Raw genomic sequence first — 22,994 nt, forward strand, 5'->3', positions numbered from 1 at the left:
CGTCTTAGGCTGTGGTGTTTAAAGGTATTTTCAGCAATTGCCGGATGAGTGGCTGCTGATCGCTATTTTGCAGCCACACGGCATACAGCGGGCGGATAATCGCCGGGATCTCGGCGGTGGCGACCAACTGCGGATAGTCCTTCTCCCACTGGCTGGGCAGGAAGGCGCAGCCGCCGGTGGTTTCCAGTAACTGGCGGGTCAGGTGCGCCGAGGTGGTGGTGAGCACCGGCAGACTATCACCCTCCAGCATGCGGCTTTCTTGCTGATGAAAGTCCGCTCCCCATTCCAGCTTGATATACGGCATCGGCGCATGCTGGTCACGTAGAGCGGAAGAGAATAGCCGCAGCGAGAAATTCCCCAGTAGCTGGCTGGCCAGCTCATCCATCTTTGGCGGTTCGGTAGTGATGAGCAAATCGAGCTGTCGCTCATGCAGCTGTTTTACCAAAGAATGCCGTAGCGCAACCCTGGCTTCCAGTTGTAGCGCCCCACGTTGTTGATAGAGCGATTGCAGCCACGGGGTTAGGTAGGCCTCCCATAAAGATGCGGTGGCACCGATGGACAACTCGGTATGCTGCAGCGAACGCACCACCTCTTTTTTTGCCAACTGCCAGGTCGTCATCAGGCTTTCAGCATAGGGCAGGAGCCGCTCTCCGGCGGGCGTCAGGCGAATATTGTTACGGTGACGGGTGAATAAATTCGCGCCTAATTGGTTTTCTAACTGGCGGATGCGGAAACTGACCGCAGACTGCGTTAAGTACAAGGATTCTGCGGCTCGGCCAAAGTGACGCGTTCTACTGACCTCCAAAAAGGTTTTCAGTAATTCGGTATCCACACCTATCTCCAGAAATTTTTATCGTTAAGATTTAAATGTTTTGTTTTACACAATGTCAAGCCTATCTAATACTCCGCGCCATAAACAGCACGGCCATGAGAGAATTAGGAGCGTGTCAGATGGCGGATAGCTTCACCACGACCAATCGTTTTTTTGATAATAAACATTATCCTCGCGGGTTCTCCCGTCACGGCGATTTCACCATTAAAGAAGCGCAATTGCTAGAGCGCTTCGGGTATGCGTTCAACGAGCTGGACGCAGGCAAACGCCAGCCGGCCACTGAAGAAGAACAGCTGTTCGTCGCAGTGTGTCACGGTGAGCGTGAGCCGGTAACCGACCAGGAAAAAGTATGGGCTAAATATCTGGCGCGCACACGTCGCCCGAAAAAATTCCATACCCTGTCCGGTGGCAAGCCGCAGGCTGATGCGGTGGAAGACTACACCGAAAGCGACGATTGATAACGATGGGGCCTTTAGGCCCCATTTTTATTCCAGGCTGCGGTGCAACTGCAGCAACAAGCGGTCCATACAGCGGTAGCCAAGCGCTTCGCTCAGGTGGCGCTTATCAATATCCCGATCCCCCGCCAAATCCGCCAGCGTACGTGCCACTTTTAAAATTCGTTGCCAGGCGCGAACCGATAATCCCAACTTGTTTAACGTAGCCTCAAGAAAATCGGCGTCCGCTGCGCTAAGCGTACAATCCCGCTCGACTTCAGGATTACTCAACAGAGCGTTGATTTTTCCTGCCCGACAGAGCTGCCTCTCACGTGCCTGCAATACCCGCTCCCGTACCTGAATGCTGCTTTCTCCGCCGGCGCGCTTTTTACTGAGAACGCCCGGCGGCAGCAACGGCACCTCAATCGATAAATCGAAACGATCGAGAAACGGCCCTGAAAGCCGCCCAAGATAACGCAGGACCTGCTGCGGTGACGCGCGGTTGTGCATGCCCTGATAGTGTCCTGTCGGGCTGGGATTCATGGCTGCGATCAACTGCACCCTGGCCGGAAAGCAGACCTTGGCGTTGGCGCGTGAAATGACGATTTCGCCAGACTCCAGCGGTTCACGCAGGGCATCCAGCACGCGCCGTTCGAATTCCGGCAGCTCGTCCAGAAACAGTACGCCGTTGTGCGCCATGGAGATTTCCCCTGGCCGCGGCAGCGAGCCACCGCCGACCAGCGCAACCATTGAGGCGCTGTGATGCGGCGCGCGAAATGGCCGCTGGCGCCATGGCAGCGTTTCAGCAGGGTGATGCAGCAGACTGGCTACGGCCACGCTTTCCAGTGCCTCCCGGTCGGTCAGCGGCGGCAGCAGGCCATTGAGGCGACTGGCCAACATGGTTTTCCCGGTACCCGGAGGGCCGACCAGCAACAGGTTATGCCCCCCTGCTGCAGCGATCTCCAACGCGCGCTTGGCCTGCTCCTGGCCCAGAATATCCTGCAGATCGGCAGGGTCCTGCCGGTTTTCGGCGGCGGCTGGGGCGCTGGCCACCGGTAAAACACCTTTGCCCAACAGAAAGGCGCACACTTCCAGCAGGTGTTCCGCCACCCGAGTTTCACTCTGCGCAATCAGGCCGACTTCCTTACCATTGGCCGTCGCGAGAATCAGCTGTCTTCCGGCATCCATAGCCGCCAGCGCGGCGGGTATCGCGCCGCTTACTCGCCGCAGAGCGCCGGAGAGCGCCAGCTCCCCGAGGAATTCGTAGCGCGCCAGCCGATCGGCCGGCAGTTGTTCGGAGGCGGCGAGGATCGCCAGGGCTATCGGCAGATCGTAACGGCCGCCCTCTTTGGGAAGATCGGCCGGTGCCAAATTGACGGTGATGCGTCGGGCGGGAAAGGTGAAACCGTTGTTGATCAACGCGCTGCGTACCCGATCGCGGGCTTCTTTCACCGTAGTTTCCGGCAGACCGACCATGGTCAGGCCGGGCAACCCGTTGCTGATATGCACTTCTACCGTCACCGAAGGGGCCTGAACGCCCATCGTTGCCCGGGTATAGATAACCGCCAGTGACATATTGCTCTCCTTGCTGAAGGCAACATGATGCGGGATTAGGGCCGTCGGGGCGCGGCAGCGTTAAGGTATCTGCGCGCAAAACCGCAATGTAGATATTTTATTTCAAAGGGATAGCAATATTTTGCGAAGTGCTTCGCAAGGCGGGGGCAATACCTCTTAACAATTCCGCGAACGCTGCAACACATTAGCAGGCTTACCTTGTTGCGGCCGGAGGGTGAACGGGTGTATTTAACAATTGATTAAAATAAAAATCACTTCGTTAACAAACTCCGACCGCCGACGCGTTCCGCCACGGCAGCCGCTAAACCTCATGATTTCGTACTCCGGAGTAGGGATAACACTATGTTTGGTTGGACCCCGCAACAACGCAATGCGGCTATCGCCAGCTTTTCAAGCTGGACGCTCGATGCGTTCGATTTCTTCGTGCTGGTGTTTTTGCTCAGCGATATCGCGCAGTCTTTCCATGTCGGTATGGAGGAGGTGACGCTGGCGATCCTGTTGACGCTGGCAGTTCGCCCGATAGGTGCGCTGATGTTTGGCCGCGCGGCGGAAAAATACGGCCGCAAACCGATTTTGATGCTGAATATCGTCTTCTTTTCGGTGTTTGAGCTGCTGTCTGCTGCGGCGCCGTCGCTGACGGTATTCTTGCTGTTACGGGTATTGTACGGCGTGGCGATGGGCGGGATTTGGGGCGTGGCGTCATCGCTGGCGATGGAAACCATCCCGGACCGTTCACGCGGCCTGATGTCGGGGATCTTCCAGGCTGGCTATCCGTTTGGGTACCTGTTGGCGGCGGTGGTGTATGGCCTGCTCTTTGAGGCGGTGGGGTGGCGTGGCATGTTTGTGATCGGCGCGGCGCCGATTTTACTGCTGCCATTTATTTATTATTGCGTACAGGAATCGCCGGTGTGGCTGGCGGCGCGTGAACGCAAGGAAAGCAGCGCGTTGCTGCCGGTGCTGAAGAGCCACTGGAAACTGTGCGGCTATCTGGTGTTGCTGATGGCGGCATTCAATTTCTTCTCGCACGGGACCCAGGATATGTATCCGGTGTTCCTGAAAGTTCAGCACGGTTTCGATGCCAAAACCGTCAGTATCATCGCTATTAGCTACAATATCGCATCAATTATCGGCGGGGTTTTCTTCGGCGCGCTATCGGAAAAAATTGGCCGCAGGAAAGCGATTATCATCGCTGCGCTGCTGGCCTTGCCGGTGATCCCGCTGTGGGCGTTTTCCAGCGGTTCGCTGATGCTGGGGATTGGCGCGTTCTTGATGCAATTCATGGTGCAGGGCGCCTGGGGCGTGGTGCCGACTTATCTCACCGAACTGGTACCGGCGAACACCCGTGCGGTGCTGCCGGGATTCGTTTATCAGTTGGGTAATCTGATCGCATCGGTGAACGCAACGCTGCAAGCGACGATTGCCGCTCACCACGGCCATAACTACGGGTTGGCGATGGCGATCATTGCCGGGACGGTGGCGATAGTGATCGCACTGCTGGTGTTCTTCGGCAAGGATACGCGCGGCAAGGCAATCTCTGGCGAGGCGAACCCCTCAAGCCTGCACGCTAACGTTTGAAATCGCGAGAGTTTGCGCGAGGTATGACCAGATTGCGTCGAATAATAACGCAAAAAAAGTGTTGTCATGCCGAGTGTGACTATGGTACCTCTGTAGGTATTAGTTCGAAACGAGCACAGTGAACAAACCTATTATGAAAGCCTTTGCCCAAGTGATTAGCCTAGTCGTGATTAGCGTGGTGGTGATTATTATCCCACCGTGCGGGGCTGCACTTGGACGAAGAAAGGCTTAGAAAACAAGCCGGAATCGCAAGAGAACCCCCGCACCGTAAGGTCCGGGGGTTTTTTATTGGCATAAGAAAAGTGGATTAAGGATAAGAACATGAATAACAGAACAAAATCCTGCAGCTGTCGAAGTAAGGCGAGGAAATAACCATGAATGGGGCTCAGTGGGTAGTACAGGCGTTGCGTGCGCAGGGAGTTGATACGGTATTCGGCTATCCGGGTGGCGCAATCATGCCGGTTTACGATGCATTGTATGACGGTGGGGTGGAACACCTGCTCTGCCGCCACGAGCAAGGCGCCGCGATGGCCGCTATCGGCTATGCCCGTTCAACCGGTAAAATCGGCGTTTGTATTGCTACCTCCGGCCCTGGCGCCACCAATCTGATCACCGGCCTGGCCGATGCGCTGCTGGACTCTGTGCCGGTCGTGGCTATCACCGGCCAAGTGGGTTCTGCGCTGATCGGCACCGATGCCTTTCAGGAGATCGATGTTCTCGGCCTGTCTCTGGCCTGCACCAAACACAGCTTCCTGGTGGAATCACTGGACGCGCTCCCGGGCATCATGGCGGAAGCTTTCGCCATCGCCGGCAGTGGTCGCCCAGGCCCGGTGCTGATCGATATCCCGAAAGACATCCAGCTGGCGCAGGGTGACCTGCATCCGCACCTGATGCCGGTAGTGGAAGAACTGAACTACCCGGCAGCGGAGCTGGCGCAAGCGGCCGAGTTGCTGGCGCAGGCGCACAAACCGATGCTGTACGTTGGCGGCGGGGTTGGCATGGCGCAGGCAGTGCCGGCGCTGCGCGAGTTCATCGCCGTGACCCGGATGCCAAGCGTCGCCACATTGAAAGGGCTGGGCGCGCCAGACGCGGAACACGCCTATTATCTCGGCATGCTGGGCATGCACGGCACCAAGGCCGCCAACCTGGCGGTGCAGGAGTGCGATTTGCTGATCGCCGTCGGCGCGCGTTTTGACGATCGCGTGACCGGCAAACTGAACGCTTTCGCACCGCACGCCAAGGTGATCCACATGGATATCGACCCGGCGGAGATGAGCAAGCTGCGTCAGGCGCACGTAGCATTGCAGGGCGATTTGAAAGCTTTGTTGCCGGCTCTGCAACAGCCGTTGAATATCAGCGCCTGGCAGCGGCGGGTCGCTGAACTGAAAGAAACCCATACCTGGCGTTACGATCACCCAGGTCAACCTATCTATGCGCCGCTGCTGTTGAAACAGTTGTCCGAGCGCAAACCGGCCAATACCGTGGTCACCACCGACGTGGGCCAGCACCAGATGTGGACCGCGCAGCACATGACCTTTGAACACCCGGAAAACTTCATCACGTCCAGCGGTCTGGGCACCATGGGATTCGGCGTGCCGGCTGCGGTGGGGGCCCAAATGGCGCGGCCGCAGGATACGGTGATCTGCGTATCGGGCGACGGTTCCTTCATGATGAACGTGCAGGAGCTGGGCACCATAAAACGAAAACAGCTGCCGGTGAAAATCGTTTTACTGGATAACCAGCGTTTAGGCATGGTTCGACAGTGGCAGCAGCTGTTTTTTGACGGTCGTTACAGCGAAACCAACCTGTCCGATAACCCCGATTTCCTGATGTTGGCCAATGCCTTCGGTATTCCCGGCCAGCGCATCACCCGTAAAGACCAGGTGGCAGACGCCCTCGACGCCTTACTCAACAGCGAAGGGCCTTACCTGCTGCATGTGTCCATTGATGAACTCGAAAACGTCTGGCCGCTGGTACCGCCGGGCGCCGGCAACGAAACCATGTTGGAGAAAATGTCATGATGCAGCATCAACTCTCGATCCAGGCCCGTTTCCGTCCTGAAATGTTAGAGCGCGTATTGCGCGTCGTGCGTCATCGCGGCTTTCAGGTTTGTGCTATGAATATGGTTTCAGCGGTGAATGCCGACAATATTAATATTGAATTGACCGTTGCCAGCCAGCGCCCGGTGGATCTACTGTCATCACAGTTAAGCAAACTGATGGACGTCTCCTGCGTTGAGATCCAGCAACCAACATCACAACAAATACGCGCCTGAGGCGCGAGAAGGATAAAGAATAATGACGAAGAAAGCCGATTACATTTGGTTCAATGGTGAGATGGTTCCCTGGGCTGACGCCAAAGTGCACGTGATGTCGCATGCGTTGCACTACGGCACTTCGGTGTTTGAAGGAGTCCGTTGCTACGACTCCCATAAAGGCCCGGTGGTATTCCGCCATCGCGAACATATGCAGCGTCTGCACGACTCGGCAAAAATTTATCGCATGCCGGTATCGCAAAGCGTCGATGAGCTGATGGAGGCCTGCCGCGCCACGCTGCGTAAAAACAATTTGGTCAGTGCTTATATTCGTCCGCTGGTGTTTGTCGGCGATGTCGGTATGGGGGTTAACCCACCGGCCGGTTACAAAACTGACGTGATTATCGCGGCGTTTCCTTGGGGCGCGTATCTGGGTGAAGAAGCGCTGGAGCAAGGTATCGATGCGATGGTTTCTTCCTGGCAGCGCGTGGCGCCAAATACCATTCCAACGGCGGCCAAAGCCGGCGGCAACTACCTTTCCTCCCTGCTGGTGGGCAGCGAAGCGCGTCGCCACGGTTATCAGGAAGGGATTGCGCTTGACGTGCACGGTTATATTTCCGAAGGCGCGGGCGAGAACCTGTTCGAAGTGAAAGACGGCGTGCTGTTTACCCCGCCGTTCACCTCTTCCGCGTTGCCGGGCATCACCCGTGACGCCATTATCAAACTGGCGAAAGACATGGGCTTCGAAGTGCGTGAGCAGGTGTTGTCGCGCGAGTCGCTGTATCTGGCCGACGAAGTGTTCATGTCCGGCACCGCGGCGGAAATCACTCCGGTGCGCAGCGTCGACGGCATCCAGGTCGGTATCGGCAAGTGCGGCCCGGTGACCAAACAAATTCAGCAGGCGTTCTTCGGCCTGTTTACCGGCAAGACCGAAGACAAGTACGGCTGGTTGGACCCGGTAAATCCATAAGAAATTAACGACAGACAAGCATAAATGGGCGGTTCGTTCGCCGCCCAACACAGAATACATTTGGAGTGAAGAGCATGCCTAAGTACCGTTCCGCCACCACCACCCACGGCCGCAATATGGCGGGTGCCCGCGCATTATGGCGCGCGACCGGAATGACCGACGACGATTTCGGCAAGCCGATTATTGCGGTGGTCAACTCCTTTACCCAGTTCGTGCCGGGCCACGTGCACTTGCGCGATCTGGGCAAACTGGTTGCAGAGCAGATCGAAGCCTCCGGCGGCGTCGCCAAAGAATTCAACACCATCGCGGTGGATGACGGTATCGCCATGGGCCACGGCGGCATGCTCTATTCCCTGCCGTCGCGCGAACTGATCGCCGACTCGGTCGAATACATGGTGAATGCCCACTGCGCCGATGCGATGGTGTGTATCTCCAACTGCGACAAAATCACCCCGGGAATGCTGATGGCGTCGCTGCGCCTCAATATTCCGGTGATTTTCGTTTCCGGTGGCCCAATGGAAGCCGGCAAGACCAAGCTGTCCGACAAGATCATCAAGCTGGACCTGATCGATGCGATGATCCAGGGCGCCAACCCGAACGTCAGCGACGCCGACAGCGCGCAAATCGAACGCTCCGCCTGCCCGACCTGCGGCTCCTGTTCCGGCATGTTCACCGCCAACTCGATGAACTGCCTGACCGAAGCGCTGGGCCTGTCCCAACCGGGCAATGGTTCGCTGTTGGCGACCCATGCGGACCGTAAGGATCTGTTCCTCAACGCCGGCAAGCGCATCGTTGCCCTGACCAAACGTTACTACGAGCAGGACGACGAAAGCGCGCTGCCGCGCAGCATCGCCAACAAGGCGGCGTTCGAGAATGCCATGACGCTGGATATCGCCATGGGCGGTTCGACCAATACCGTACTTCATCTGTTGGCTGCGGCGCAGGAAGGCGAGATTGACTTCACCATGGCGGACATCGATCGTCTGTCGCGCAAGGTTCCGCACCTGTGCAAAGTGGCGCCAAGCACCCAGAAATACCATATGGAAGACGTGCACCGCGCCGGCGGGGTACTGGCGATCCTCGGCGAATTGGACCGCGCGGGGCTGATGAATCGCGAGGTCGATAACATCCTGGGCCTGAAGCTGCCGGAAACGCTGGAACAGTACGACATCATGCTGACCAAAGACGACGCCGTGAAGAAAATGTTCCGCGCCGGCCCTGCGGGTATCCGTACCACTCAGGCGTTCTCGCAGGATTGCCGCTGGGATACGCTGGACGACGACCGTGCAGAGGGTTGTATCCGCTCGCTGGAAAATGCGTTCAGCCTGGAAGGTGGTTTGGCCGTGCTGTACGGCAATATGGCGCTCGACGGCAGCATCGTTAAAACCGCCGGCGTCGATAAAGATAACCTGACCTTCCGTGGCCCGGCGAAAGTCTACGAAAGCCAGGATACGGCGGTGGAAGCGATCCTCGGCGGCAAAGTGGTTGCCGGCGACGTGGTGGTCATCCGCTACGAAGGGCCAAAAGGCGGGCCGGGCATGCAGGAAATGCTGTACCCGACGACCTACCTGAAATCCATGGGGCTGGGCAAAGCCTGTGCGCTGATCACCGATGGGCGCTTTTCCGGCGGCACCTCGGGCCTGTCTATCGGCCACGTTTCTCCGGAAGCGGGCAGCGGCGGCCTGATTGCCCTGATCGAAGATGGCGACATGATCGACATCGACATTCCAAAACGCAGCATGGTGCTGGACGTTGCAGACAGCGAACTGGCGGCACGCCGCGAGGTTGAGCTGGCGCGCGGCGATAGCGCCTGGACACCGAAGAATCGTGAGCGTCAGGTTTCCTACGCCCTGCGCGCCTACGCCAGCCTGGCGACCAGCGCCGACAAAGGCGCGGTGCGCGACAAGAGCAAGCTGGGAGGCTAAGCATCATGGCGGAATCACAACCCCTATCCGACGCCCCCGGCGGCGCGGAGTATTTGCGAGCGGTGCTCCGCTCGCCGGTTTACGAGGTGGCTCAGGTCACCCCGTTACAGGCCATGAGCAAAATCTCTTCGCGACTGGGTAACACCATTCTGGTGAAGCGTGAAGATCGCCAGCCGGTGCACAGTTTCAAGCTGCGCGGGGCCTATTCGATGATCGCTGGCCTGAACGAAGAACAAAAGGCGCGCGGCGTGGTGACGGCTTCCGCCGGTAACCATGCGCAGGGCGTAGCCTACTCCGGCAAACGGCTGGGGATCAAAACGCTGATCGTGATGCCGGTATCCACCGCAGATATCAAAGTGGATGCGGTGCGCGGTTTCGGTGGCGAAGTGCTGTTGCATGGCGCCAACTTTGATGAAGCCAAGGCGCGGGCGATTGAGCTGTCGCAGAAACAGGGCATGACCTTCGTACCGCCGTTCGACCATCCAACGGTGATTGCCGGGCAGGGCACGTTGGCGATGGAATTGCTGCAGCAGGACGCGCATCTTGACCGGGTGTTCGTGCCGGTCGGCGGCGGCGGTCTGGCGGCCGGCGTGGCGGTGCTGATCAAGCAACTGATGCCGCAAATCAAAGTGATTGGCGTGGAGGCGGAAGATTCCGCCTGCCTGCGGGCGGCGCTGGATGCCGGACATCCGGTGGATCTGGCGCGCGTCGGGCTGTTTGCCGAAGGCGTGGCGGTGAAACGCATCGGTGACGAAACCTTCCGCCTGTGCCGGGAATACCTGGACGACGTGATCACCGTCGACAGCGATGCCATCTGCGCGGCGGTCAAAGATTTGTTCGAAGACGTGCGCGCCATTGCCGAGCCATCCGGCGCGCTGGCGCTGGCGGGATTGAAAAAGTACGTGCAGCAGCACAATATTCAGGGCGAGCGCCTGGCGCACGTCCTGTCCGGCGCCAACCTGAACTTCCACGGATTGCGTTACGTATCCGAACGCTGCGAATTGGGTGAACAACGTGAAGCGCTGCTGGCGGTGACCATTCCAGAGCAGAAAGGCAGCTTCCTGAAGTTCTGCCAGTTGCTGGGTGGGCGATCGGTGACCGAGTTCAACTACCGCTATGCCGACGCGGATAACGCCTGCATTTTCGTCGGCGTTCGCCTGACGCGCGGTCATGCCGAACGGCTGGAAATCATCGACGAGCTGAACGCCGACGGTTATCAGGTAGTGGATCTGTCCGATGACGAAATGGCCAAGCTGCATGTGCGCTACATGGTGGGCGGGCGTCCTTCGAAGCCGCTGCGCGAACGCCTGTACAGCTTTGAATTCCCGGAGTCGCCGGGCGCGCTGCTGAAGTTCCTGCAGACCCTGGGGACCCACTGGAATATCTCGCTGTTCCATTATCGCAGCCACGGCACCGATTTTGGCCGCGTATTGGCGGGCTTCGAGCTGTCGCAGACCGAGCCCGAGTTTGAGCAACACTTGCAGGCGTTGGGCTACGACTGCCACGATGAAACCGATAACCCGGCGTTCCGCTTTTTCTTGCAAGGCTAAGGGAACCGACAAGGACGGCGTATGACAGACAGTTTCACCGGTTTCAGCCAACAGGGGCTGAATTTTCTCCAACAGGTGCGTGTCGAGAACGACAAAGACTGGTTTGAGGCCAATCGTGGCGTTTACGAGCGGGAACTGCTGACGCCGTTTCGTACGCTGGTGGCCGAGCTTGGCCCGGCCATGCTGGCGATCGATCCTCAGTTTGAAACCCGGCCGGCGATCGGTAAAACGCTGTCGCGCATCCATCGCGACACGCGTTTTTCTCACGACAAATCGCGCTATCGCAGCCGCATGTGGCTGACGTTCAAACGGCCGAGTAAAGACTGGAAGGACGCGCCGGTGTATTTCTTCGAGTTGGGGCCGGATATGCTGCGCTATGGGCTGGGCTATTACAGTGCCAACAAGCCGACGATGGACCTGTTCCGCCATACGCTGCTGCGCCGGCCGCAGCCGTTTTTAGAGGTAGCGGCCTGCTGCCGGCCACCGTTCGAGCTGGTGGGGGAAAGTTACAAGCGCCCGCTGATGAAAGAGCAGGCGGCGGAGATTGCCACCTGGTACAACCGCAAGTCCTTCGCGGTGATGGCCAGCGACAGCCAGGTAGAAAAACTGTTCAGCGCCGGCCTGGTGCAGACGCTGACGCAGGGTTTCCAACAGCTTGAGCCGCTGTATCACTGGCTGATGCAGGTGGAGACAATGAAGCAAATCGATCCGGCTGATTTATGAATGCCCGTCGTCTTTCAAGCCGCAGCGTCGTTGGCTGCAACTTGAAATCCATAGGGTATTTTTATCAACGCAGCGGTTTGGTTTTAAAGATTGTCGACCGTTTATAGCAGGTGCCAAAAAGCGTCGATCAGCGGATCGCCGAGGCGTTTTTTCTGTACGCAAACGCCCAGTTCAAACGGCTCGACCATCGAAATATTTTCCAACTGCGAGATGCGGTTACGTACCGGTTCCGGGCTGTTTTCCACCACCACGCCGGGGATCAGCGCAATGCCGCAGCCCAGCGCGACCATCGAGACAATGGCCTCGTGACCGCCGACGGTGGCGTAAATCAGCGGATTGGCGATGCGTTGGCGGCGGAACCACAGTTCGATGCGTTTTCGCGACGGGCCGTGCTCCGGCAGGATAAACGGAATGGTGGCCCAGTCGGGCTTCTCGGCATACGCCTGGCTGCGGACCGCGCAGGGGAGCGCCGGCGCAATCAGCACCAGCGGGATTTCGCCGATTTTAGTGAACGCCACGCTGGTGGGCAGGGTTTCTGGCCGGCCGGCGATGCCGAGGTCGGCCTCGTTGGACTGCACCTTATCGACCGCGTCGGCGGCGTCTCCGGTGGTCAGCTTGATTTCCACCAATGGATGCTGCGCGCGAAAGCGGTCGAGGATCGGCGGCAGGTGGCTGTAGGCGGCGGTAACCGAGCAAAACAGCCGCAACTCGCCGCTCAGCGAAGGGCCGTGCTGGCCCAGCGAATGTTTCAACTGCTGGTACTGCAACAATGTATGTTGGGCAAATTCTTTCAGCTGTTCGCCGGCATCGGTGAGCTGCACGGTGCGGTTATCGCGCAAAAACAGCGGTTGCCCGAGGATCTCTTCCAGCCGCTGGATCTGGCGGGAAAGCGTCGAGGGGCTGACGTGCATCGCCTTGGCGGTACGGCCAAAATGCTGGCTTTCCGCCAGATGGAGGAACAGTTTTAAATCACGCAAATCCATATCGGTACGCTCGCTGCAAGTAGTGTTGCATAAATTGCAATATCACATTCGTAATATATCAATTTAAGCAACGCGTTTCCTGTTATACATTGAGTTTAACGAATCTCCGCACAGACAGGGCGGGGAATGAAAATAACATCGATAAGCTAAATCGACACAACATCTAACTGGAGTTCCACCATGGCTAACTATTTCAACACATTGAACCTGCGTCAGCAGTTGGCGCAATTGGGTAAGTGTCGTTTCATGGCACGCGACGAATTTGCGGATGAAGCCGGCTACCTGAAAGGCAAAAAAGTGGTGATCGTCGGCTGTGGCGCACAGGGCCTGAACCAGGGGCTGAACATGCGTGACTCGGGCCTGGACGTTGCCTATGCCCTGCGCAAAGAAGCTATCGACGAGAAGCGCCCTTCATGGCGTAAAGCGACCGAGAACGGCTTCAAAGTGGGCACCTACGAAGATCTGATCCCGCAGGCGGACCTGGTGGTTAACCTGACGCCGGACAAACAGCACACCGCAGTGGTTCGCGCAGTACAGCCGCTGATGAAAGACGGCGCGGCGCTGGGCTACTCCCACGGCTTCAACATCGTTGAAGTGGGCGAGCAGGTACGTAAAGACATCACCGTAGTGATGGTCGCGCCAAAATGCCCGGGCACCGAAGTGCGCGAAGAATACAAACGCGGTTTCGGCGTGCCGACCCTGATTGCGGTTCACCCGGAAAACGACCCGAAAGGCGAAGGCATGGCGATCGCCAAGGCCTGGGCCGCAGCGACGGGCGGCCACCGTGCCGGCGTGCTGGAGTCTTCCTTCGTTGCCGAAGTGAAATCCGATCTGATGGGTGAGCAAACCATTCTGTGCGGCATGTTGCAGGCGGGTTCGCTGCTGTGCTTCGACAAACTGGTTGCTGAAGGCACAGAGCCGGCGTACGCAGAGAAACTGATTCAGTTCGGCTGGGAAACCATCACCGAAGCGCTGAAGCAGGGCGGCATCACCCTGATGATGGATCGCCTGTCCAACCCGGCCAAGCTGCGTGCTTATGCGCTGTCCGAGCAACTGAAAGAGATCATGGCGCCGCTGTTCCAGAAGCACATGGACGACATCATCTCCGGCGCTTTCTCCAGCGGCATGATGGCCGACTGGGCAGAAGACGACGTAAAACTGCTGAACTGGCGTGAAGAGACCGGCAAATCGGCTTTCGAGAATGCACCGCAGTTCGAAGGCAAAATCAGCGAGCAGGAATACTTTGATAACGGCGTGCTGATGGTCGCTATGGTGAAAGCAGGCGTTGAGCTGGCGTTCGAAACCATGGTTGACGCAGGCATCATCGAAGAATCCGCTTACTACGAGTCGCTGCACGAGCTGCCGCTGATCGCCAACACCATCGCGCGTAAGCGTTTGTATGAAATGAACGTGGTTATCTCTGATACCGCTGAATACGGCAACTACCTGTTCGCTAACGCCGCAGTGCCGTTGCTGAAAGAGTTTATGACAACTCTGCAGGCCGGCGATTTGGGTAAATCCGTGGCCGGTACTTCTGTAGACAACGCGCAACTGCGTGACGTGAACGAAGCGGTGCGCAATCACCCAATCGAATCCGTTGGCCGCAAACTGCGTGGTTATATGACGGATATGAAACGTATCGCGGTGGCAGGCTAAATACCCGTCATACTTGAAGCTGCATCTGTGTTGGCTGCACCTGTGCACCCCAGTCACTTAGTTGACTAAGCTCCTGGGGATTTACGGCCTTGCCGCCTTGATGCAACTCCAATTATTTAGGGTATAAAATTGTAGGTTTTAACATTAAGCCCAAATAAAAAGGCCAGCGTCGTTGCTGGCCTTTCGCATTTCTACGGCACAGGAATCATTGCGGCATGGCGGCGAGTGGAATAATCGCCCCGCGGTACTGAATGACCGTGCTGGCTGTCAGGTGGCCGCGTTGTGCTGCCTGCACGGCATCACCGCCGGTTAAACGTACCGCCAGGTAACCGGCACTGAAGGAATCCCCTGCGGCGGTGGTATCCACTACCTTCTCTTTCGGCAACCGTACCGCCGGGATCTCAAGCTCGGTGCCTTCGGCGCTGAATACCAGGCAGGCGTCTGCGCCGCGTTTGATCACAATCTCCGTCACGCCCAATGCCTGCGTGCGGCGGACCACCTGTTCCACCGGCTGGTTGCCCCACAGCAAGTCTTCATCGTCCAGCGTCAGGAAGGCGATGTCGGTACAGGCCAGCACATCGCGATAAACCTGTTGAGTTTCCTCGCGGTTCTGCCACAGGCGCGGCCGATAGTTATTGTCGAAAATCACTTTCCCGCCGTTGGCGCGACACTGGCGCAGCAACGCCAGCAGTCGGGTGCGACTGGCCGGATTGAGAATGGCCACGCTGATACCGCTGAGGTACAGATAATCGAATTGGGCCAGATGCTCGCACAGGCTCTCCGCCTGCGGTCCTTCCAGCCAGTAGCGGGCGGCGGCGTCGTTGCGCCAGTAATAAAAGGTGCGCTCGCCGGTATCATCGGTTTCGATCACGTACAGCCCCGGCAGCTTGTTTTCCAGCCGTTGGATCAGATCGGTTTTAACCTTTTCCTGTTGCCAGGCCTGCAGCATTTCCTGGCTGAAGCTGTCGGTGCCGAGGGCGGTGACGTAATGCACCTGCAGCGCGGTTTCCGCTACCTGCCGAGCAATGTAGACCGCGGTATTTAAGGTATCGCCGCCAAAGCCACGGCTGAGATCCGCGCCTTTTTGCGACAGTTCAATCATGCATTCGCCGATCACGGCAAGATTCTGGGTGGTCATAATCAACGGCCCTGGCTGAAAGAAAGAAGAAAACAAAGGGATGCGCAATGCCTTCAGTCTCAACGCAAGGGCGGGTGGGAGTCAATGGAAATAAAACGATGTTTTAATTAATTTATGATCGCGATCGGGAAACCGAAAAGTTTCCCGATGCGAAGCGAGCCGCCCGCCGCTATTTAGCGGCTGCACGCAGGTCGGTGACGCTATGGCCACCGATACCCCAATTGTCGGTTTCTACTTCATCAATGACCACCACGGTGGTCGCCGGGTTTTTCCCCAGCGTATCCACCAACAGTTGCGTCACGCCGGCGATCAGCTGTTTCTTTTGCTCCGGCGTCGCGCCTTCGCGAGTAATTTTGATATTTACGTAGGGCATATTTTTTCCTTGGTTATTGATACCGTTTCCAATGTAGAAGGCTTTTGCCGCCGCTTAAAGTTTTATCGCCTCGTCGCGCCGACAGTCTGACTCTCTGCTCGCCTAAAGTGTGAACTCTTGCCTATCCTCGGCTAGGCTTGGTAAAGCTTGCTTATCAATTTTACTGGCAGATTACCGTGTTCAGGGAGCCGTTATGACAAGAACAGGAAAAGTTTTCAGCTGGGTTGGCGGCATTGCGCTGCTGGTGGTTGCCGCGCTGGTGGTCTTTGTGATGACCTTCGACTGGAATCGCCTTAAACCGACCATAAATGACAAGGTGTCTGCCGAATTGCAGCGGCCGTTCGCGATCCGCGGCGAGCTGGGTGTGGACTGGGCGCGTGAGAAAGATGAAGGCGGCTGGCGCGCCTGGGTGCCGTGGCCGCATATTCATGCCGAAGACATCGTGCTGGGCAATCCCAAAAATATTCCCGGCGACAGCATGGTCCAGCTGCAGCGCGTCGATGCCAGCATCGCACCGCTGGCGCTGCTCGGCAAAGAGGTATTGATTCCGCGCATCTGGCTGAAGCAACCGAATGCCGCCTTGCAGCGGCTGGCGAACGGTGACAATAACTGGACCTTCAACCTGGCCGGCGACCCGAAACAACCGACGTCCGACTGGTCGGTGAATATCCATGACATCGTCTTCGATCGTGGTCAGATTGATTTTAAAGACGCGAGGCTGAAGGCGGATTTCCGTGCGCTGATCGATCCGCTTGGCAAGCCGCTGCCGTTCAGCGAGGTCACAGGAAAAAAAGATGCCGGTAAAGCGGTCACCCCCGACTATGTTTTTGGTTGGAAGGTGAAGGGCAAATACAACGGCGAGCCGCTGTCGGGCAGCGGCAAGATGGGCGGCATGCTGTCGTTGCAGAACGCGGAAGTGCCTTTCCCGCTGCAAGCCGACGTGCGCTCTGGCGCAGCCCGGGTGGTGGTGGCCGGTACGCTGTCCGATCCGATGAACCTTGGCGGGTTGGATCTGCGGGTGAAATTCTCCGGCGATAGCTTGGGTAATCTATATGCCCTGACCGGCGTGCTGCTGCCGAATACCCCGCCGTACTCTACCGATGGGCATCTGATCGCCCGGCTGCACGAGAAAGGCGGCGCGGTGTTCCAGTACCAGAAGTTCGACGGCAAAATCGGCGACAGCGATATCCACGGCAATTTGAAATATGTGGCCAGCAAACCGCGGCCCAAACTGAGCGGTGAAGTGCTGTCGCAACAGCTGCGCCTGGCCGATTTGGCGCCGTTGATTGGTGCGGATTCCAATACGGAAAAAGCCGGCCGTGGGGAGAAGAGCCGCCAGCCGGCCGACAAGGTGTTACCGGTTGAGAAATTTGACACCAAAAGCTGGAACGTGATGGATGCGGACGTTAAATTTACCGCGAAACGCATTGAGCGCGGCAATTCGCTGCCGCTGAGCGATCTCTCTACCCATTTACAGCTGGATAACGGCGTGATCCTGATGGACCCGCTGCGATTCGGCGTGGCCGGCGGCAACCTTAACGCCACCCTACGCCTGGACGGCGGTAAAAACCCGATGCAGGGCCGGGTCGATATGCATGCGCGTAAGTTCCAGCTTCAGCAACTGCTGCCGAACGTGGCGTCGATGAAGCGCAGCCTGGGGCAGATGAACGGGGATGCCAAACTGACCGGTAGCGGTAATTCGGTGGCAGATCTGTTGGCAACCAGCAGCGGCGAACTGCGTATGGTGGTTAACAACGGCGTGATCAGCCGTGGCCTGATGGAGATCCTCGGCCTGAATGTGGGCAACTATCTGGTGGCGAAACTGTTTGGTGACGACGTCGTGGGCATCAACTGCGCGGCGGCGGATGTCGGTATTCGCAATGGCGTCGCCGTGCCGCGGCTGTTCGTGTTTGACACCGAGAACGCCATTATCAATATCAGCGGCAATACCAATTTGGCCACCGAGCGGCTGGATCTGTCCATCGATCCGGAAAGCAAGGGGATGCGTGTGCTGACGCTACGCTCCCCCTTGTATGTGAAAGGCACCTTCAAGAACCCGGATGCCGGCGTTAAGACCGGCCCGCTGCTCGCGCGCGGTGCGGCTGCGGTGGCGTTGGGCGTGGTGCTGACGCCGGCAGCGGCCCTGTTGGCGCTGGTCTCCCCGAGCGAAGGTGGCGATGAAAACCAATGCGGGCAAATCCTGCAAAAGATGAAGCAAAGGAAATGATCTCAATGGCCCGTCAAACGGGCCATTTTTAATTCAACACCTGGCAATCGTGATCCTGAATCTCTTCTGCCGAGGCCAGCGTGAAGGGCAGCAGGCTGCGTTCGGTGGCCAGCAGCAGGAAGTCGCCGCCCGGAAGTGCGGTCATCGCCAGGCCAAAGCTGCCCATGCGGTCTTGGGCGCGCGGGATACCCTTGGCCAACAGGCGAAAAGCGCCCTGTCTGGCCAATTCTTCAGGCGCGACCCGGCGCGCCAGATAGTCATGGCCCAGCAGGCCGCCGGGCAGCGGTTGCCACTGTTCGGTATAATCCGCCGCAAACTGCGCCAGCCGCGTTTTTACCGCCGGCAGCAGGCAGGAAATATGAATGTGCAACTGATTCTGGCTGCGGCCATATTCTGAATTAATCGCCAGCGAAATATCTGCGTCGTCGATCGCCTTGCCATATTTATCGGCCATAAAGTGCCGCGCCTGCCAGGCTTGCGCAAAGAAGTTCGGGGTGGTGGCTTCCAGCACCGTCGGGCTTTCAATACCGGTGATTCTGGTGCTTGGCATCAGCAGATACTGTAGTGGCCCGTTACGGTCTTTGAACACCACAAAGCCGCCCTGGGTGTCAACCTGCGCACAAGGTGCCGGATTGTTATGCGCCTGCTGGTTGGGCAAACACTGTTGGCTGACGATACGCCACAGCGCGCTCGATTGGGGAGGCTTTACCCATATCCAGAGCGCAGCAGTAATCGCAATGGCGACCATCACCAACGGGGCAACGTACAAAAATAGCCTGCGGCGCAGAGACATGATTGATTTCCGTTTCCGTAAAAAGAGAAGCGTTCAGCATAGTCTGGTTTTATGACAGGTGACAGTACGGGAAGTGCGGCCCGTATGACGGGGCCGCAGAAGCAGGATTACAGCGATTTATCTCGGGTTTCTTTCATCAGCAACAAGGCGATCAGCGTGAGGCCGGCCATGGCGGCCAGATACAGACCGACGTAGAACAGGCCGTAGTGGGTTGCCAGCCAGGTGGCGATATAAGGCGCCACCGCAGCCCCGAGGATGGATGCCACGTTGTAGGAGAACGATGCGCCGGTATAGCGCACCTCTGTCGGGAACAGCTCCGGCAGCAGCGCGCCCATCGGGCCGAAGGTCAGGCCCATGATGCTCAGACCGCACAGCAGGAAGCCCATCACCAGCGCCTGGTTACCGGAGCCCAACAGGCTCGGGAACAGGAAGGCGAAAGCGATCATCATCAGGGTAATGGCGATCATGGTCTTGCGGCGGCCAAAGGCATCCGCCAACAGGCCGGCAATCGGCACCATCACGCCAAAACCGATCACCGCCACCATCAGCATCCACAGGAAGGTATTGCGTGAGTAGCCCAGCCCCAGCGGCTGAGCCGTGGTGCCGTAGGTCATCGAGTAAACCGTCATCAGGTAAAACAGGGTATAGGTCGCCAGCATGATGAAGGTACCGAGGATGGTTGCCTTCCAATGCTTGCTCAGCAGCGTGCCGAGCGGAATTTTCACCTGTTTGCCGGCTTTCGCCACCTTGGCGAACACCGGGGTTTCATGCAGCGATACGCGGACGTACAGGCCGATCAGCACCAGCACGGCAGACAGGATAAACGGCACGCGCCAGCCCCATTGCATAAATTGCTGGTCGGTCAGCAGCCAGGAGAGCAGCAGGAAAGTGCCGTTGGCGAAGAAGAAGCCGATAGGCGCACCCAACTGCGGGAACGAGCCGTACAGCGCGCGCTTTTTAGCGGGTGCATTCTCGGTGGCCAGCAAGGCCGCGCCGCCCCATTCCCCACCCAGACCCAGCCCCTGGCCAAAACGTGCCAGTGCCAGCAGGATGGGGGCAAAGATGCCAATGGTTTCGTAGCTCGGCAGCAGGCCGATCAGCACGGTAGAAATCCCCATGGTGAGCAACGAGGCGACCAGCGTCACTTTGCGGCCCACGCGATCGCCGAAGTGGCCAAACAGCGCAGAGCCAATCGGGCGCGCGACAAAGGCGACGGCGAAGGTGGCCAGCGATTGCAGCGTGGCAGTGGTCGGGTCACCCTGTGGGAAGAAGATATGCGGGAATACGATCACCGCAGCGGTGGCGTAAATATAGAAGTCGAAAAACTCGATGGCGGTACCGACCAGCGAGGCGACAATCACTTTTCCGCGTGAGTTTATTGGTGTTGGCGCCTCGTCGGCGTTCAGAGTTGGTGCGATGGATGCTTGCATAGTGTTTCTTATTTTTTGAATTTGTAAAAATCCATCTTAGTCATAGCAAAATGCCTTTTCAATGATGATACTTTGTACAATACCGCCATTAACCGGTTAAAAAGTATGATGTTTCAACGCTGCGTTTCTCTGTAGGTTTTAACGTTGCAAAATGAATAATATACGGATTTAATTGCTGTAAAAATCGGAAAGAAAAGTTAGCCGGTAGTTTGTTATGCTGGTTTTGCCGGAGCGGAAGGTTTTGTTTTAGTTGTATGTGCTGGTATTTTGCGTCTATAGCAACATAAAAAACCGGCCAGCGAGTGGTGGCCGGTATGATTGCATTGCTTCAGGGGGCAGGCTGCCCGGACGCCGGCTGGGTTTTATCCTCTTTATACTGCGCGGTGGCGATCCAGGCGGCGCAGAACAGCGTCAGGCGGGCGAAGAAATAGAAGAACGCCATCAGCCCAATCACTGAGCCAAAGGCGGCGCCGGAAGGGGATTTGGCCACTTGCGGCAATGTCATGGTCATCACGAACTTAATCACCTCGAAACCGATGGCGGCGAGCAGCGTCCCGCGCAGCAGCGCCTTTTTCTTCGGCTTGTGACGAGGCAGCATCCAGAAGATCCACAAGAACAGCAGGTAGTTGGCGAAAATGGATATCGACAGCGCAATCAGCGTCATCGCAGGCCGCAGCCATTCTATTCCTTCCAGGCCTAACGCGCTGACGATTGCCGCCTGCGCTGAACCGGCGATGGAGGTCAGCGTCAGGGTAATAATCAGCGCCGCCACCAGGCCGGTCAGCGAGATAAAGTCGCGGGTATATTTGAAATAGAGCTTTTCCTGATCCTGCGGATTACGTTCCCACACGTCGCGCGACTGCGCCCGGATCGCCTCACGCAGGTTGCCCATCCAACTGATCCCCGAATACAGCGCCAGCGCCAGGCCGGTCAGCCCCACGGTGGTGCGCTGTTGAATGGCGGTATTAACGGTATTTTTCAGCGTGCTGGCCAGCGTGGGATCGCTGATGCTGCCGACAATTTTATTGATCAACCCGGCCAGCAGGTCAGGATTGGACGCCAGCACAAAACCGACGGCGGCGAACGATACCATCAGAATCGGGATCAGCGAGAGAAACGAAAAGTAGGTGATGGCGGCGCCAAACTGGCTGCCCAGACGATCGTTAAAGCGTTCGGCGGCGCGCAGCAGATGAGCGATGCTTGGCCAGGCTTTGATGCGCTCAACCAGACGTGAAAAACCGGAAATGTGCCGGTCAATTTTCCCGTTGCCGGTTTTGATGGCGATCAGCGGCTTTTGCGGCGTTTCACTGTGGGGCTGACGGGGTTCTTTATCTGATCCTGTAGGCATTACGTCACGATTTCCTTAACGATAAATAGGCTGTCTCAGCCTTGATTATAGCCAAAATGCCCGCCGATTGGCCGCCGGGAGCGGCAACCGGGTAATTTGTGAGCTTATCGCGTTGCCCTGCCGGGCGAAATCTTATTGATCGCCGATAGGTAAAATTCTTATATCGGCTGCCTTCCTGCGCGGTTTTTTCATTCACCGGCCGCCAATTTTTATCTATTTCATCACCAAGAAAGCGTTTACTCATGGGGTGGCGCCGCGGTTTACCGATCGCGGCGTTGCTGCAGCCGTAGGGGCTGGAACGGTTTCACCTGTTATCAATAGATAAAATGGAAGGTCATATGAAATTACTTAATCATCCCACCTGTCGTCCGTTTACCGAAGCGGGCACTTTGACACAGATTTCCGCCTACTATGAGGAAGAGCGGCACATCATGTGGATGCTGCTGCGCGCCGAGCCGCGCCCTTGCTTCAATCAGGCGCTGATCGAAGACATCATGACGCTGGCGCAGGCGGCAAAAGAGTCGTCGCTGCAGTTTGATTTTTGGGTGACCGGCTCGTTGGTGCCGAACATGTTCAACGTCGGCGGCGATCTGCAGTTCTTCGCCGAAGCGATTAAAAACCGCAAACGTGAAGCGATGATGGCTTACGCGCGTGCCTGCATTGACTGTGTGCACGCGGCGGCGCGCGGGTTCGATACCGGAGCGGTCAGCATAGCCATGGTGGAGGGCAGCGCGCTGGGCGGGGGATTTGAGGCGGCGCTGGCGCACCATTTCGTTCTGGCGCAGAACAATGCGCGCATGGGTTTCCCGGAAATTGCCTTCAATCTGTTCCCGGGTATGGGCGGCTATTCGCTGGTGGCGCGCAAGGCGGGCATGCGTTTGGCGGAGGAGCTTATCTGGAGCGGCGAGTCGCACACAGCCGAATGGTTTGAAAGTCGTGGTCTGGTCGATCAACTTTTCCAGCCCGGCGACGCCTATATAGCCACCCGCACCTTTATCGACACCATCCGGCCCAAGCTGAACGGCATGCGTGCCATGTTGCGTGCCCGCCAGCGGGTATTGCAACTTACGCGTTCCGAGTTGATGGATATTACCGAAGATTGGGTGCATTCGGCTTTCACCATCGAGGAGAAAGACCGCGCCTATATTGAACGTCTGGTTATGCTGCAGGATCGCCATACGCTGAACCTGCGACGTGCCGGCTAATGT

Annotated in this window: 20 protein-coding genes and 1 pseudogene; 12 read left to right on the forward strand and 9 right to left on the reverse strand. The window is 57.6% G+C overall.

The window, feature by feature from the left end; translation table 11 throughout:
- Nucleotides 1-4: 4 nt before the first annotated feature.
- Nucleotides 5-832, reverse strand: coding sequence for an HTH-type transcriptional regulator HdfR (gene hdfR / locus JK621_RS17220; RefSeq protein WP_212556963.1), 828 nt, complete (start codon nt 830-832; stop codon nt 5-7).
- A gap of 119 nt (nt 833-951) precedes the next feature.
- Here hdfR and JK621_RS17225 point away from each other — a divergent pair, with 119 nt between their 5' ends.
- Nucleotides 952-1,290, forward strand: coding sequence for a DUF413 domain-containing protein (locus tag JK621_RS17225; RefSeq protein WP_065506784.1), 339 nt, complete (start codon nt 952-954; stop codon nt 1,288-1,290).
- A 27-nt stretch (nt 1,291-1,317) separates the two neighbouring features.
- Here the strand turns inward: JK621_RS17225 and JK621_RS17230 are convergent, their stop codons facing one another.
- Entirely contained in the window at nt 1,318-2,841 is a 1,524-nt protein-coding gene (locus JK621_RS17230) for a YifB family Mg chelatase-like AAA ATPase (protein WP_212556964.1), read from the reverse strand.
- A 342-nt stretch (nt 2,842-3,183) separates the two neighbouring features.
- On the opposite strand from JK621_RS17230, the gene JK621_RS17235 reads away from it, so the two are divergent.
- From JK621_RS17235 to JK621_RS17270, 8 genes are all read left to right on the forward strand, one after another.
- A complete protein-coding gene (locus JK621_RS17235) occupies nt 3,184-4,416 on the forward strand; it encodes an MFS transporter (RefSeq protein ID WP_212556965.1) in 1,233 nt (410 codons plus the stop codon).
- A gap of 133 nt (nt 4,417-4,549) precedes the next feature.
- Nucleotides 4,550-4,648, forward strand: a complete 99-nt coding sequence (gene ilvL, locus JK621_RS17240; protein ID WP_013814970.1) for an ilv operon leader peptide — start codon at nt 4,550-4,552, stop codon at nt 4,646-4,648.
- A gap of 142 nt (nt 4,649-4,790) precedes the next feature.
- Complete coding sequence (gene ilvG / locus JK621_RS17245; RefSeq protein ID WP_212556966.1) at nt 4,791-6,437, forward strand: acetolactate synthase 2 catalytic subunit; 1,647 nt, start codon at nt 4,791-4,793, stop codon at nt 6,435-6,437.
- Nucleotides 6,434-6,691 carry an acetolactate synthase 2 small subunit gene (gene ilvM / locus JK621_RS17250; RefSeq protein WP_065506780.1) on the forward strand — a complete coding sequence of 86 codons (258 nt, stop codon included), beginning with the start codon at nt 6,434-6,436 and terminating at the stop codon, nt 6,689-6,691. Before ilvG ends, ilvM begins: the two co-directional genes overlap by 4 nt.
- Before the next feature lie 22 nt (nt 6,692-6,713).
- Nucleotides 6,714-7,640 carry a branched-chain-amino-acid transaminase gene (ilvE, locus tag JK621_RS17255; RefSeq protein ID WP_212556967.1) on the forward strand — a complete coding sequence of 309 codons (927 nt, stop codon included), beginning with the start codon at nt 6,714-6,716 and terminating at the stop codon, nt 7,638-7,640.
- Between the two features lie 74 nt (nt 7,641-7,714).
- The gene (gene ilvD / locus JK621_RS17260; RefSeq protein WP_212556968.1) at nt 7,715-9,565 is read left to right on the forward strand and encodes a dihydroxy-acid dehydratase; all 1,851 of its coding nucleotides are present in this window, start codon (nt 7,715-7,717) and stop codon (nt 9,563-9,565) included.
- Between the two features lie 5 nt (nt 9,566-9,570).
- Nucleotides 9,571-11,115 carry a threonine ammonia-lyase, biosynthetic gene (gene ilvA / locus JK621_RS17265; RefSeq protein WP_212556969.1) on the forward strand — a complete coding sequence of 515 codons (1,545 nt, stop codon included), beginning with the start codon at nt 9,571-9,573 and terminating at the stop codon, nt 11,113-11,115.
- 21 nt (nt 11,116-11,136) lie between these two features.
- A complete protein-coding gene (locus JK621_RS17270) occupies nt 11,137-11,838 on the forward strand; it encodes a DUF2461 domain-containing protein (protein WP_212556970.1) in 702 nt (233 codons plus the stop codon).
- Between the two features lie 101 nt (nt 11,839-11,939).
- On the opposite strand, the gene ilvY is transcribed toward JK621_RS17270, so the two are convergent.
- Nucleotides 11,940-12,821 (reverse strand): HTH-type transcriptional activator IlvY, encoded by an 882-nt coding sequence (ilvY, locus tag JK621_RS17275; protein WP_212556971.1) that lies wholly within the window; start codon nt 12,819-12,821, stop codon nt 11,940-11,942.
- A 180-nt stretch (nt 12,822-13,001) separates the two neighbouring features.
- Here ilvY and ilvC point away from each other — a divergent pair, with 180 nt between their 5' ends.
- Nucleotides 13,002-14,477 (forward strand): ketol-acid reductoisomerase, encoded by a 1,476-nt coding sequence (ilvC, locus tag JK621_RS17280; RefSeq protein WP_062869030.1) that lies wholly within the window; start codon nt 13,002-13,004, stop codon nt 14,475-14,477.
- Nucleotides 14,478-14,682: 205 nt separating this feature from the next.
- On the opposite strand, the gene JK621_RS17285 is transcribed toward ilvC, so the two are convergent.
- Nucleotides 14,683-15,615, reverse strand: coding sequence for a sugar kinase (locus tag JK621_RS17285; protein ID WP_212556972.1), 933 nt, complete (start codon nt 15,613-15,615; stop codon nt 14,683-14,685).
- A 169-nt stretch (nt 15,616-15,784) separates the two neighbouring features.
- Nucleotides 15,785-16,021: a 4-oxalocrotonate tautomerase family protein gene (locus JK621_RS17290; protein WP_283249357.1), complete on the reverse strand. Its 237-nt coding sequence runs from the start codon at nt 16,019-16,021 to the stop codon at nt 15,785-15,787.
- Between the two features lie 160 nt (nt 16,022-16,181).
- Here JK621_RS17290 and JK621_RS17295 point away from each other — a divergent pair, with 160 nt between their 5' ends.
- Complete coding sequence (locus JK621_RS17295; RefSeq protein ID WP_212556973.1) at nt 16,182-18,215, forward strand: AsmA family protein; 2,034 nt, start codon at nt 16,182-16,184, stop codon at nt 18,213-18,215.
- Nucleotides 18,216-18,243: 28 nt separating this feature from the next.
- Here JK621_RS17295 and JK621_RS17300 read toward each other — a convergent pair.
- The 4 genes and pseudogenes from JK621_RS17300 to JK621_RS17315 form a co-directional block, all read right to left on the reverse strand.
- Nucleotides 18,244-19,023 (reverse strand): annotated as a pseudogene (locus JK621_RS17300) (CDP-diacylglycerol diphosphatase); the annotation flags it as partial.
- A gap of 92 nt (nt 19,024-19,115) precedes the next feature.
- Nucleotides 19,116-20,438, reverse strand: coding sequence for an MFS transporter (locus JK621_RS17305; RefSeq protein WP_212556974.1), 1,323 nt, complete (start codon nt 20,436-20,438; stop codon nt 19,116-19,118).
- Nucleotides 20,439-20,766: 328 nt separating this feature from the next.
- On the reverse strand, nt 20,767-21,786 hold the full coding sequence (yhjD, locus tag JK621_RS17310) for an inner membrane protein YhjD (RefSeq protein ID WP_212556975.1): 1,020 nt from the start codon (nt 21,784-21,786) through the stop codon (nt 20,767-20,769).
- Between the two features lie 4 nt (nt 21,787-21,790).
- Nucleotides 21,791-22,030, reverse strand: coding sequence for a hypothetical protein (locus tag JK621_RS17315; RefSeq protein WP_212556976.1), 240 nt, complete (start codon nt 22,028-22,030; stop codon nt 21,791-21,793).
- Between the two features lie 94 nt (nt 22,031-22,124).
- Here JK621_RS17315 and JK621_RS17320 point away from each other — a divergent pair, with 94 nt between their 5' ends.
- Entirely contained in the window at nt 22,125-22,991 is an 867-nt protein-coding gene (locus JK621_RS17320) for a crotonase/enoyl-CoA hydratase family protein (protein WP_006328758.1), read from the forward strand.
- Nucleotides 22,992-22,994 lie beyond the last annotated feature (3 nt).

This window comes from Serratia plymuthica (genome assembly GCF_018336935.1).
In the GTDB taxonomy this organism is placed as follows: domain Bacteria; phylum Pseudomonadota; class Gammaproteobacteria; order Enterobacterales; family Enterobacteriaceae; genus Serratia; species Serratia plymuthica_B.